Source organism: Sphingomonas trueperi (assembly GCF_040545965.1).
GTDB lineage: Bacteria > Pseudomonadota > Alphaproteobacteria > Sphingomonadales > Sphingomonadaceae > Sphingomonas > Sphingomonas trueperi_C.
Window position 1 is genome coordinate 1 of sequence record NZ_JBEPMV010000010.1, and the last position, 12,807, is coordinate 12,807.

Consider the following 12,807-nt stretch of genomic DNA (forward strand, 5'->3'; position numbering starts at 1 on the left):
GTCGCCGCCCAGGCAAGTGCGAAGCGGATGCCTCTTGTGGCGCTGAGCGACGCCGACGAGCAGTCGACGCAAGAGACAGGCTGCACGTTTACGTTTACGGCGGCAGGCCACGACTATCTCCAGCTTGTTGGCAGCGAGCTCATGCTCCGAGATCCGCAGGGCTTACGCTCGTGTCGGTTGACCGAGAAAGAGGGCGAGGGCTTGGAGACAGGGCAGGGCAGCGCTTCCTGTTCGGGGTACCGTCTGCACATCCAGGCCACCGGCCGCGCCACATCGAATGCAGCGACAGATAGCAGCGGCGGTCGCGCGGTTCTTACGGTGGACCACGGCGGCGTTGCCACCAGCATGCGGGGCATGTGGGGCGTCGCTTGCTGAATCCGATATGCCATCTTGCAAGACGGACGCCGTCTCCGAACGCCATGTGTGATCCCACTTCATCTGCATGGGATCCTGTTCAAGAACGTTCCCTCGCCGGCTAAGGAGGTTTGTATGCGTACGTTTTATCTCCAGCTCATGGTCGGAGCCGCGCTCGGCACGGCGTCCGTTGGCAGTCTGCAGGCACAGGACCTGCCTTCCGATGAACAGCTTCAAAGGGCATTTGGCGCGACTTACAATCGCTTAGGCCTTATTGAATATTGCGCTGCCAACGGCTTCGCGAACACAGGCGATGTGGTGAACGCGCGGAGGATCGTGGCTGCGACCTTGAGCGGAATGACTGCCACGCCCGCCGCGCTTGCGCAGCAAGAGGTTGGCCGGCGCGGCACCATTGTTGGACCGCAGGTTATTGGGTTGATGAACCCGGCTGATCCTGCGCATCCTGAGGAGGTCCGCGAGGGCCAAAGGATATCGCTCGCCGAGAATGCTCGGGCACAGAAGTTGTCTGAGCGCACACTCTGCAAGCAGATGACCGAACAAGCATCCGCTGCCGTTGGAGCTGCCGAAAGGTAGGCGACCACCCAGCGGCGCAGGGCTGATCGGTCTACTCATGAACGCGAGAGTGGCGGATGGCGGCAAGAGCAGCCATGCGGGCGCCGACTGTCGCCTTCTGGTGCGAACGGCCGCAGACGGAAGGGCAGGGCACCAGGCAGCAGCGCGCCCAAAGTCGGACATTCAGGGAGCCGATCGGCCTTCCTGAAAGCGGACGCAAACGGCGGGCCCTCAATCCTCGCGGTTGGCGGCTAGAAGTAGGTGGAAAGCAGACCGCCCGTTCGAGGGTGCAAGTCCTACTCGTGGATCATCGTGCCCGATCAGGCGATCGGGGGCTAGGTAGCACCAGCGCAATCTCGAGCATGGCGACCATTGGAGCGAGCGCAAAGATGCAGATTTGTCCCATGAGGTGAGCAGTCGCGTCATCCTCTAGCAGCCCGCCCAAGCCGTAGAAGCCAAACACGAATGCTCCGGTGAAAAGCGCAGCCGTTACCCGAGCGGGCGCGTCATCCGGCCAAAGCGTCCTCAGGCTGAGGGGCGCAACTCGAACCACGAACCATATGAGCGCTACCAGCGTCGGAATGCCCAGCACGACCAGGATCAGCCAGGGCGAGACGCCGAGCCCGCGCACTACGGAGAGCATGTCCCCATCCGTCACGAACACGCGAAGCGGTACGTAGGAAAGGAGATTCCCGATGCTTGCTGCGGTAACCCAGTAGGCCAGCATTGCCCATCCGCGCTGTCCTCTCGCGATGGCGAGCCGCCATCCCAACCGTGCCAGCCCAAGGGAGGCAATAGCGTTGCCGATCACCATGCCGGCGGCGGCGATGAGTGCGGCATCGACGCCATGCCCGCTGGCGAAAATTGGCGCTTCGTCTACCTTCTGATTGATGCCGAGCTGAAACAGGAAAACAATCGGAGTGGGATGCGCATAGTCGAGATCGAGAGGGTTAGCTTTCCAGTCAAGCAACCAAGCGACGATCGAATGCGCATACTCGTGCGGGAAAAATGCTAACGCGTGCGCGGCCCAAATTTGGATGATGAGCAGCCCGATGAGCCAAGGTAGCCGCATTGCATAATCGAAGGTTCGCATGAGGCTCCCGATTGTCTCGTGGTGGACTGGCGTCGTGTGGTTGACGGCGACACAGACATGTCCGGATGGCGGTTTTCTAGCAAGATCGTGCGGTTAGATAATGTCTGCAAAGGGGGCGGTAACGGCCCCGGGGCAGGGGTAGGCGCGCCAGGCTGCTGCGCGCCCAAAGCCGGACCTTCAGGAGGCCGACCGCCCTTCCTGAAAGCGGACGCAAACGACAGCATCCGGTCAAAGCGGCTAGCAACAGAAACTGGTAGGTTTCTCGCAGACCCATGGTCTGACGACTGAGAGCAATTGCCAAGCTCGAACACTGAAACTCAGCTAGCCAATCGGCCAGTGATTCGCGGGTTCAGGACGCCGTGAATTCCTACGGATAACTCCTCCTCTCGGAGAGCTTTTGAGAAGAGATAGCCCTGTAGCTCGTTGCAGCCGGCCGTTCGGAGCAACGAGCCTTGCTCGCTGGTCTCGACGCCTTCGGCGGTAACCGACAGGTTCATCGCGTGACCAAGCGCGATGACCGCCTGCACGATCGCGATCGCCTCCTGATCGCGCCCGACGCGCCTGATGAAGCTCTTGTCGATCTTGATCCGGTCCACCTTGAACTGCTTGAGATAGCTCAGGCTGGAATAACCGGTGCCGAAATCGTCCAGAGCGATTCGAAAGCCCGCGTTGCGCAGGTCATGCAGGGCAGCGCGCACCGCTTCGCTGTCATCGAGAAGGATACCCTCGGTCACCTCCAGCTCGATCTGTCGCGGATGCACGTCGCATCGCTGGACGATGGATCGAACGGTCGCGGCAAAGCCTTCCGCCTTGAATTGAACAGGAGACACGTTCACCGCCATCGTGAGTTCGGGCCATTTCCCCGAGACGCGGCAAGCTTCCGCGAGCACCCAGCTTCCCAGCGCGTGAATCAGACCCGCTTCCTCGGCGATCGGAATGAAAAGATCGGGCGTTAACAGACCCTTCGTCGGGTGATCCCAACGGACGAGTGCCTCCAGCCCTACCACCGTCGTGCCGGTCGCATCCATTTTCGGCTGATAGGCGACGAACAGCTGCTGCCGGGCGCTAAGCGCCTTTCGCAGATCGCCCTCCAGCTCGCGCCGATTGGCGAGACTCTCGTCCATCTCCGCAGTGAAGAAACGACAGCCATCTCGACCGCTGGCCTTGACGCTGTACATCGCAATGTCGGCTTTGCGCAGGAGCTCGGTGCGATCGGCACCGTGTGGGGTGCCCACGGCGATGCCAATGCTGCCGCCGATCTGCACTTCCGATCCGAGGATCGGGAACGGATTGCGCAGCTCCGCGAGGCAGGCCTCCGCAAGCGCGTGGAGCGCTTCCTGCTCGACGCCCTCGGCCAGGCAGATGGCGAACTCATCGCCGCCCAGCCGCGCCAGCAGCCCGCCTTTGGGCAACTGGGCCGAGAGGCGGCCGGCAACGCTCTGGATCAGTTGGTCCCCGGCAAGATGGCCGAGCGTGTCGTTGACGTGCTTGAACTTGTCCAAGTCGATGAGCAGCACGCCGAGCGCCTGCTGGGCCATGTTGCCCGCGGCGCCATCGACGAAACGATTGAACGCGGCCCGGTTCGGCAGCGAAGTGAGCACGTCGTGATTGGCGAGATACTGCGCGCGCGCCTCCTTCGCCTGAAGCTCGACCCGTGCGGCCTCAAGCGCGCCGATCGAACGGGCGTCCCTGAACATCAATCGCCCTACGACGAAGACGAGCGCCGCCAGCAACGCAATCAGCGCAGCCGCCGCCGCGCCGCCGCGCCTGGCTATCGACCGGAGAATGTCGCGACCGGGCATGTCCGGCCGCCAGCCAAGATGACCAAGCAGCTCGCCTTGCGACGAGCGCAGGGGCACGCTGTACATCCCGGCTTTCATCGAGGCGGGGCCCGACAATACCCGCGCATCACGGATGCCGCGGATGCGGCCCAGGTCCCCCATTACCTTGCCGTCCAGAAAGCGAATGCTGACCAGCATGGGCTGCCGCCCGGGAGAGCCGAACACGAGCTTGGAATCGGGGATCATCCGCATCACGCTGGCCGCAGCCACGCGCCCGGAGATCTGCACGAGATCGGTCGCGTGGAATGCGGCCGGCGAGGTGCGCACCGTGCTGTTCTGCGCCAATTTTTGGCCAGGCAGGCGCTCATGGGTGTTCGGTGCCCGGCGGAGCGCGCCTCTCGCCGCCTGGATCAGCGGGAGCAGCTCCGGTCGGACGCGCCCGAAGATGGCAGGGGAAATCCGCGCACCGCCTCGCATGGCGTAGACTGGCCGATCCTGACCGTCGATGATAATGTCCAGCTCGTGATTGAACACATAGTTCAGCCAGACACCCACATTCTTGTCGAGCCATTCGGCATCGGGCTTCGGCTTCTGCACCTCCGCATAAGCCGGGTCCCAGATGGCTACACCGGCTTGGCTTTGCGCGAGATCGTCGAGCACCGCGCCCAAAGCCAGATGAACATCGTTCGCCTGCCGTGCGCGGATCGACTCGTCGACCTGATTGGCCGTTGCCCACAAGCTCCAGGTTCCGAACAGAACCAGCGCTACCGCAAGGCAGAGCGCTGGTGCCGCCACGAAGGTGGCGAACCGCAGAACGGGGCTGAGAGGGGGAAAGCCAGGACGGTGGGACATGCAACTGCGCAACCAAGAAAGACTTGATGCAAGTTCTTCAGACTGCCTGGTTCAGGACCGTTGCAGCCTTCATTGCTTGCTCCTCAGATTAGGAACAAAACCTTGTTTTTCAGTGAACTGCTCTGACGCAGGATGGGGGGCGATGCGTCCCGTTGAACGCCGAAAGAAGGGGCGTGGGCTTCTGGATCTCGATTCCCAGCCTCTTTTGCCCGCATCGGCCTTCCACGATGTCGAACAATTCGAGTGATCCGTCTGATGGGTGTTTCCTGCCAAGGCACAGATCGCCGGGGTGCAGGCCTCGCCATTTTCGTTTCGCCTCTGTGGTTTAGCAGACTGATCCGCTGTGCTGCAACGATCCTATAATGCTGGGAGCGCGCCTTCCGCGCTGGGAGTACGATGCGAGCAGCCGCGATCATAACCTGTACGACGCTGCTGATCGCAGCGCCTGTCTCCGCGCAGGCGCCACTTGCCGAGCAGCAGGTTGCCCGCGCCATCGACCGCATGTTCGCCGACCCGCAGGCTGCACTAGCCGCCGCCCGTGCTGCCGAGGGCGCTGCGAACAAGGGGCCCAAGCCGAGTCCTCTCGCTGCCAAGGCTCGATGGCTCGAAGGCGAGGCACTGTCGCGGCTGGATCGCGATGCCGAGGCGGAACCGGTGATCGCGCGCACCCTGGAGGAGGCGCGCGCGCGCTGGCCGAATACCCGTCTTCTTGCCGATCTGCTCATGACCTGGGGCGGGATTCAACAGAATCGCAACCACGCCGCCGTGGCGCTTGATGCCTTTCAGCAGGCGCACAATCTGTTCCGCGGCCTGCACGAGCCACGTAAGCAGGCGATCGCGCTTGTAATGATTGCCAGCCTCTACAACCGCGCCTCCGACAACGAGTCTGCGCTCCGCTATTTCAAGGCCGCGCTCGATGTGGAATCCGGCGACCGCAACCTGCGCATGTCAATCTTCAACAATCGCGGAAACGCGCTGCTCGACATGGGGCGCCCTGCCGACGCCAGTCGCGAATATCAGCAGGCGCTTGCGCTCGCGGCCGCGTCGGGCGAGTCCCAGCTGAAGGTGCCCATTCTCAACAATCTCGCCCGAGCGGCGCTGAAGCAGGGCAAGCTCGCCACCGCGCAACGCCACAGCGACGGCGCCTTTGCCGCGAGGCTGGGCCACAGCTCCGAGTATGACGGCAGCCTCCATGCACTGCGTGGGGAGATAGCGCTCAAGCGCGGCCTGGTCAGCGACGCGGTGATGGAAATCGACGCGGCGTTCGCGCATATCAGCGATGCCAGCTCCCCTGTCTGGCGCGAGGTGCACGAGGCTGCGGTCGACATCTACACCCGTGCGGGCCGGACCGCCGATGCGCTGGCGCATCTCAAGGCGTTGAAGCGGATTGACGACGAAGTGACGAAGGTCGCGACGGACACCAATACCGCGCTCCTCGCCGCCCGGTTCGATGCGACCAACCAGCAGCTCCGCATCGAGAAACTGCGCACCAACGAGGCCAACCAGCGCGCCCGCTTTGCCCGCGATCGCGCCCTTTTCCAGCTGCTGCTAGTCGGCGGCCTGCTGCTAGTCGCGGTGGGCGGCTCGGCACTGCTCGCCTTCGCGCTGGCGAATATCCACCGCAGCCGTCGGGAAGTGCGCGTTGCCAATCGCGACCTCGCCGCCAGCAACGCTGAACTCGGTAAGGCGCTCGCCGCCAAGCGCGAGTTCCTGGCTACCACTAGCCATGAGTTTCGCACCCCGCTCAACGGCATTCTGGGTATGAGCCAAGTGCTGCTCGCCGACACGACGCTGGGCGAAGAGGCTCGGGCCCGTGTTGGGGTGCTGCGAGACGCTGGCCGCTCGATGCAGGCGCTTGTCGACGACGTGCTCGACATGGCTTCGCTCGACAGCGGCGATATTGCGCTGGAACAGGCACTGTTCGGCCTGCGGGCAATGATCGGAACCATTGCCGAGCGGTGGTCAGTCGAAGCGGCGCAGCGGGGACTGGCGTTCACACTGGAGTGCACCGACTGCCCGGAGACGCTGACTGGTGACGCGCGAAGGGTCAGTCAGATCGTCCACAATCTTCTCTCCAACGCGGTTAAGTTCACCCATGAGGGCGGTGTCACGCTTACCGCTCGGCCATTGGATGGAAGGCCTGGAGCCGAGATTGTCGTCGCGGATACCGGCATCGGCATCGCGGCGGAACAGCAGGCGCTCGTTTTCGGCAAGTTCTACCAGGTCGATGGCGGTACCAAACGCGCCTATGGTGGTATCGGCGTGGGCCTAGCGCTCGCGCGCACCTTCGCCACCGCGATGGGAGGCACCCTCACGGTCGAGAGTGCGCCCGGCGCAGGCGCAACCTTTCAACTGCGCCTGCCGGAAGGCGCGGCAGCCTCGGGGGCGGATATCGAAGCGGCTCAGCCACTTCCGGGGCCGCGGTTACTGCTCGTTGAAGCTAACCCGCTCGTGCGGGGCGTCTCGCTCCATTCTCTGCTACAGGCTGGGTTCGAGGTAGATGCGGTGGGCTCGACGGACGCGGCCCATTCTTACCTGATGACGCGTTCCACCGATCTGTTGCTTGTCAACGCGGAACCCGAATCAGCGGCGGATCTAGCCCCACTGCTGGCTGCCGCAAGCAAACAGGAGGTGGTCACCACCATTCTGTTCGACCCTAGCGGTGCCTTTGATGCTCGAGCGATGGAGGCCGCGGACTTGCATCAGTTCGTTGCGAAACCGATCACGATGGGAGAGCTCATCCAACGACTCCAGCATCGGCCGACGCCCCGATCATCTCCGGCTTCGCTGAACTCGATGCGATCAAGGTGGACTTGACTCGCCTTACCAAACCGCTCGGCGGGCGGATCTGGCGCGCAAATTGCCCGGGCCCGGCGGGCAAGCGGTTTGATCCTCCTCGCCTGCATATCGCGTGCGGAAGCGATCAGATCACCCAGTCCGGCTGCGCGCCGAAGCTTTCGATGGCTTCGAGCAGCGCGTCGGCCGCCTTACTGCGGTAGCGCTCCTTCTGTCGCAGCCCGTGGAAAAGTCGCGGGGGCAAGGCAAGCGGCAAGGCGAACAGCGCGCGCGCTTCCAGCAGCGGCGCAACGACGAGTTGCGACAACAGCGCTGCGCCGACTCCAGCCCGCACCGCAGCGAGGACGGACTCGTTGGAGGGCAGGGTGAGCACGACGTTGAGGTTACGCGGATCCAGGCCGCGATCCCGGATCGCAGCCTCGAAGGTCGCGCGGGTGCCGGAGCCGGTCTCGCGCATCACCCACGGCGCGTCGATCAGCCAGGCGTTGGTGATGGCCTCGGCGGGCGTGCTGCTCACCAGCAGCATGCGGTCCTCGCCGACCTTCCAGTGCGCGAGCGCCGGATCGTCGACCGCGCCCTCGACGAAGCCGAGCTCGGCCTCGCCTTCGCGGACTTGGCGGGCCGCGCCTTCGGTGTTGGCGATCGCCACCGACAGTTCGATCTCCGGATAACGGCGGTGGAAGGCGGCCAGCCGCGCCGGCAGCCAATAGGCGGCGATGGTCTGGCTGGCGACGAGCCGCAGATGCCCGCGTTTCAGTCCGGCATAGTCGCCCAATGCCAACTCCGCCTCGGCCGCCCGGGCAAGGACGGCGCGCGCCTCGCCGAGGAAGAAGCGGCCGGCATCGGTCAGCTCGATGCCGCGGCCGACACGGTGGAACAGCTTGATGGCGTGCCGCGCCTCCAGCGTGGCGATGGCGGCGGACGCAGCCGACTGGGTAACGCCGACCGCCTCGGCCGCGCGGGTCATGTGCTCGCGTTCAGCGACCGCGACAAAAATTCGAAGCTGTTCGAGGGTCATGTCGGGAGCGTAGCGTTTTCCTCGAGTTTGTCATCGTTAGCTGTAGGTGGGGCCGCGGGGCGGCGGTGCCCGGTGGTCATGCTCCGCAGCACGCCGTCGCGCCGCACCAGCCCGTGCATCAGCGCTGCGGCGAGGTGCAGCAGGATCAGCGCGAAGAAGGCCAGCGCAATCGCGGTATGCGCCGCGCGCAGTACCGCATAGAGCGCGAGGTCATGCGGCAGGATCGGCGGCAGCACGATGCCGCCACCGATGCGCACCGGATATCCGCCGGCGGAGAGCATGCCCCAGCCGATCAGGGGCAGGGCGAACAGCGTGGCGTAGAGCAGCACATGCGATCCCCAGGCGATCTGCTTCTGCGCCGGCGCCAGATCCTCCGGTAGAGCGGGCGCACCGGTGGCGAGGCGGAGCGGCAGGCGCAGCAGCACCAGCGCGAGGATGGCGATGCCGATCGGACGGTGCAGGCCGAGCAGGGTCACATAGGCCGGGCCGCTGGTGGAAACCATGAACACGCCGATGAACAGCATCGCCAGTACCAGCGCTGCCATCAGCCAGTGCAGCAGGCGCAGGGCCGGGTGGAAATCGGGGGATGCGCGGCTCATTGCTGCTTCTCCTTGGCGAGATCCTCGCCGACGGCGCTGGGGTGCGGCCCTTCGTCGGCGCGCCGCGTGAACGACGAGGAATAGGCTTTGGAACGCGCAGCCAGCAGCGGATCGTCCGAGACCGTGATCCCTGCGGGCAGGATCGTCGGATCGAAGTTGAGGTCGCGGCAGGCCCCGGTTTCTTCGGGCCGGACGGCGCGGATGGTCAGCGTACCGGCATCGATCGTCCGGTGCGGCCCCTGCCACGCGACAGTCGCCCGATCGGTCACGTCGCCCGGGTTCGCCTCCACCAGCTGCAGGTGCCAGTGCGAGGGTGCCTTGGCGGTCCGGGCCAGCATCTCCTGGAACAGCGCATCGCGGGGAAGTTGGTCGAGGTGCTGCTTGTCCAGGCCGGCGAGCGGCGCTTCCGGCGCGAACTGCCAGCGTACGAGGCGCGTTGCGCCGGCGGCATCGGTGAAGCGGAAGGCGTTGATGCTGTAATAGGTCGCGTTGGCGAAGCTGTTCGGCAGCACCGCCTTGGCCATATAGGCCTGGAATGCCTTCACCTCCGGATGCGCGGCCAGGAAGGGCTGCAGCACCGCCGGATCCGGTTTGCCCGTTTGGGGATCGGGGGTGGTCGCGCGCTGGAGGGCGAGGAAGGCGGGCACGTCGGCGACCGGGAAGATTGGGGTATGGTCCAGCGCCATCCGCCATTCCTGGCCATCGGGTGTCTTCAGCAGCAGCGCCATCGAGTGGAAGACGTTCCGACCATCGCCCGCGAGCGGATTGCCGCCGCCCAGCGAGAAGCGTCCGAGCACCGGATAGGTGCCGGCATGCAACGCGCTGGCTGTGCTCAGGGTGCTGCCTCTGCCGTTCGCGGCGAAGTCGCCGGTAAAGCACAGGCCCTTGGCATGGGCGCGGCGATAGCCGCGCGCCGCGCCGCCGTTGTTGGCCTCCAGCGCGGCGGTGATGTCGCCGCCGCTGGTGCGGCTGGCGCCGAGCCAGCCCGCTGCCCAGCCGAAGCCGGCAAGCAGCGCGACGACGATGGCACCGATCAGTGCGAAGGCGCCGAGTGCGGCACGATTTGAGAGGGACATGGCGGTTCCGATCCAAGCTGGAGTCGCAGGCATGCGGCGCGAGCTACACCCATTCCCGGATCGACGGGCCCTTCGTCAACTATGATGGGCTCGGGCGGCTGAAGGACCTGGCGGGCGAGCGCTTCCCGCTGTCACCGACATGGCATCTGGTCGGCGAGGCGGTATATCGCTGGGCCGCGGGCCGCGGGCCGCGGAGGCGAGGCCTATGTGGCGGTGAATAGCAGCTTCCAGTCCCCCTCCAACGCCGATCTGGGCGACATCCCCGTGCTGCGGATCGCGCCCTATGCCGTGGTCGATGCGCGGGCGGGCATGACGTTCGCGCGCGGCTGGACGGCGGAACTGTTCGTCCGCAACCTCGCGGGCCAGGCCTATGCCAGCTTCATCAGCACCGCAGCGCCGGACGTGATCGTGCGCTTCCCCGGGCGGCCGCGCAGCTTCGGACTTCGGCTGGCACGTCGGCTATAGCCTCGGGTCGCGCGTCGCGATGCGGCGCACCGCTTCGATCGCGCGGGTCAGCCTGCCGCCGCTGCCACCCCGCGCAGCAGGGTCGCCGGATCGAAGGGCTTCTCCAGCACGACGCGTACGCCCAGCCGCTTGGCCCGCAGTCGCACGGCATCGCTTGCGAAAGCGGTGATCAGCAGCATCGGTGTGTCCACGCCCCGGGCGCGTAGCTCCCGAGACAGTTCCAGCCCGCTCAGCCCGGCCATCTGCAGGTCGCTGACGATGACGGAGATCGCGCGTGTTTGGATTCGCCCGAGGAATTCCTCCGCGCTGACGAAGCACTCCACCCCGTAGCCGTTGCTGGTGAACATCGCAGCGAGCGCCTGACGAATATCCTCGTCGTCGTCGATGACGGCAACAATCACGCGCTCTGACACTCAGGCTTCCTTATCTGACGTTCGGCGGGTCAGTGCGGCCCGAGACTAGGTTCTTTATGAACGCCTTAACAGGCATACGACCGTATATACGACCCTTCGGGACAGGCGCTGCCCCCCTTCAAAGCGCCGCGGTCGCAGCGATAAACCGGACACTTGCCGGGCGTCGCCGTGATCTGCGGCGGCTTGGGATCAACGGCTCGTATCGCCGCGCGGCTGGTATTGGAGGTTCAGCAGCGCGCTGGTCACGCCGTTGGTCCAGCCGAAGCCGTCCTGCAGCGGATATTCGCCGCCGCCGCCGGGCACCTGCTCCTCGACGTCATATTTCTCGAGCATCTTGCCCGTCGCGCGATAGGCGCGGTCGACGGTCGTCAGCCAGCGCCCGGCAATATCCTTCGCCAGATCGCGCTGGCCATAGCCGGCGAGCCCGTCGATCGCGACCCATTGCAGCGGTGCCCAGCCATTGGGCGTATCCCATTGCTGGCCCGTTCGGTTGCCCGTGGTGCGCAGGCCGCCGGGGGCTACCAGCCTGGCGCGCACGGTGGCGGCGACGGCGTTCGCCTGCTCGGTGCTCGCCGCGCCGACGAAGAGCGGAAACAAGGTCGCGGCCGAAAGCACTGGGGTCGCCTGCTGTCGGCGCCAATCGTAATCGGCGTAGCGTTGTTCGACGCCGAGCCAGAGATAGGTGTCGATCGCCTTGCCCCGCTGGGCAGCCCGGCGGGTGAAGTCGGCCGCGCAGCCCGCGTCGGCGAGCGTCGCGCAGCGCTGCGCGATTCCCCGCTCCATCGCCCAAAGCAGGCTGTTGAGGTCGACCGGCACGATCTCCGTCGTGTGCACGGTCGCCAGCGTCTTCCCGTCGGCCAGCCAGCGCGAGCTATAGTCCCAGCCGCTCTCCGCCCCCGCGCGCAGGTCGCGATACACGGCGGTGAGCGGGCGGCCCGCCGCGGCCTTGGCGGTGTTGACGTCCTCGCGGTAGCTTTCGTCGCGCGGCGTTTCGCGGGCGTCCCAGTAGCGATTGAGCAGGCTGCCGTCCGCCATCCGCACGACATGCTCGCAAGCGGGCTGGGCCGCGGTGATGCAGCCAGCCCCGCGCATCCAATAGCCATATTCGCTGCGCAGCGCCGCCAGCCGCGTGCGGAGCACCCCCGGATCGCGGGCGTCCGACAGGTCGAGCATCAGCGCGAAGAAGGGCGGCTGCGAGCGGCTAAGATAATAGCTGCGGGTGCCGTTGGGGATATGGCCGTAGCGCTGGATCAGGCTCACGAAATCGTCGAGCATGTGCTCGACCATCGCCTGCTGGCCGTCCACCTTGAGGCCCAGCATGGTGAAATAGCTGTCCCAGTAGTAAATCTCGCGGAAACGCCCGCCGGGCACGACATAGGGCGCTGGCAGCGACAGCGCCGAGCTGCCCGGCTCAGGGGCGAGCGCCGGGCGCGACAGCGCCGGCCACAGCGCCTGGACATGTGCGCGCAGACCGAGCTTCTCCTGCGGCGCCGGCGCGCCATTGCCTTGCGCGGGCAGCGTGAAATGCGCCTCGACGAACGCTTTCAGCGCCTCGCGCGTGTTGGGCTTCGCCTTGCGGTATGCCGCCAGGATCGCCGCCGGATCCTCCTTGGGCACCGCGTCGACGAAGGTCTTCCCGTCGGGAAACACCTGCGCCATCTGCACCGCATCGAACAGCGGGCCGAACAATTGCGCCGGGCTTTGCGGCTCGGGATCGGTCGCGGCGACGCACAGCAGGGCGGCGAGCGGGAACAGGCGGCGGCTCATCGGGTCATCCTCATCGGGCG

Annotated in this window: 11 protein-coding genes; 4 read left to right on the forward strand and 7 right to left on the reverse strand. The window is 65.6% G+C overall.

Annotation, left to right across the window (positions count from 1 at the left end):
• Both ABIC35_RS20730 and ABIC35_RS20735 read left to right on the forward strand, forming a co-directional pair.
• The coding region (locus ABIC35_RS20730) for a hypothetical protein (protein WP_354278584.1) at nt 1-375 on the forward strand (375 nt) is incomplete at its 5' end.
• A gap of 114 nt (nt 376-489) precedes the next feature.
• Nucleotides 490-948 (forward strand): hypothetical protein, encoded by a 459-nt coding sequence (locus ABIC35_RS20735; RefSeq protein WP_121078054.1) that lies wholly within the window; start codon nt 490-492, stop codon nt 946-948.
• Between the two features lie 286 nt (nt 949-1,234).
• Here ABIC35_RS20735 and ABIC35_RS20740 read toward each other — a convergent pair whose 3' ends face one another.
• Nucleotides 1,235-2,020: a hypothetical protein gene (locus tag ABIC35_RS20740; RefSeq protein WP_147426012.1), complete on the reverse strand. Its 786-nt coding sequence runs from the start codon at nt 2,018-2,020 to the stop codon at nt 1,235-1,237.
• Nucleotides 2,021-2,337: 317 nt separating this feature from the next.
• A complete protein-coding gene (locus ABIC35_RS20745) occupies nt 2,338-4,653 on the reverse strand; it encodes a putative bifunctional diguanylate cyclase/phosphodiesterase (protein WP_121080170.1) in 2,316 nt (771 codons plus the stop codon).
• 396 nt (nt 4,654-5,049) lie between these two features.
• Between ABIC35_RS20745 and ABIC35_RS20750 the strand changes: the two genes are divergently transcribed.
• Nucleotides 5,050-7,470: an ATP-binding protein gene (locus ABIC35_RS20750; RefSeq protein WP_121080172.1), complete on the forward strand. Its 2,421-nt coding sequence runs from the start codon at nt 5,050-5,052 to the stop codon at nt 7,468-7,470.
• Nucleotides 7,471-7,576: 106 nt separating this feature from the next.
• Here the strand turns inward: ABIC35_RS20750 and ABIC35_RS20755 are convergent, their stop codons facing one another.
• The 3 genes from ABIC35_RS20755 to ABIC35_RS20765 are packed head-to-tail and all read right to left on the reverse strand — an operon-like array spanning nt 7,577 to nt 10,142.
• Nucleotides 7,577-8,467 carry a LysR substrate-binding domain-containing protein gene (locus tag ABIC35_RS20755; RefSeq protein ID WP_121080174.1) on the reverse strand — a complete coding sequence of 297 codons (891 nt, stop codon included), beginning with the start codon at nt 8,465-8,467 and terminating at the stop codon, nt 7,577-7,579.
• Nucleotides 8,464-9,066: a cytochrome b gene (locus tag ABIC35_RS20760; RefSeq protein WP_121080176.1), complete on the reverse strand. Its 603-nt coding sequence runs from the start codon at nt 9,064-9,066 to the stop codon at nt 8,464-8,466. The genes ABIC35_RS20755 and ABIC35_RS20760 overlap by 4 nt, the downstream gene beginning before the upstream one ends.
• Nucleotides 9,063-10,142 (reverse strand): catalase family peroxidase, encoded by a 1,080-nt coding sequence (locus ABIC35_RS20765; RefSeq protein ID WP_354278585.1) that lies wholly within the window; start codon nt 10,140-10,142, stop codon nt 9,063-9,065. Before ABIC35_RS20765 ends, ABIC35_RS20760 begins: the two co-directional genes overlap by 4 nt.
• A gap of 207 nt (nt 10,143-10,349) precedes the next feature.
• On the opposite strand from ABIC35_RS20765, the gene ABIC35_RS20770 reads away from it, so the two are divergent.
• Nucleotides 10,350-10,607, forward strand: coding sequence for a TonB-dependent receptor (locus ABIC35_RS20770; RefSeq protein WP_354278586.1), 258 nt, complete (start codon nt 10,350-10,352; stop codon nt 10,605-10,607).
• 47 nt (nt 10,608-10,654) lie between these two features.
• Here the strand turns inward: ABIC35_RS20770 and ABIC35_RS20775 are convergent, their stop codons facing one another.
• Nucleotides 10,655-11,020, reverse strand: a complete 366-nt coding sequence (locus ABIC35_RS20775; protein ID WP_121080180.1) for a response regulator transcription factor — start codon at nt 11,018-11,020, stop codon at nt 10,655-10,657.
• A 189-nt stretch (nt 11,021-11,209) separates the two neighbouring features.
• Complete coding sequence (treF, locus tag ABIC35_RS20780; RefSeq protein WP_121080182.1) at nt 11,210-12,787, reverse strand: alpha,alpha-trehalase TreF; 1,578 nt, start codon at nt 12,785-12,787, stop codon at nt 11,210-11,212.
• Nucleotides 12,788-12,807 lie beyond the last annotated feature (20 nt).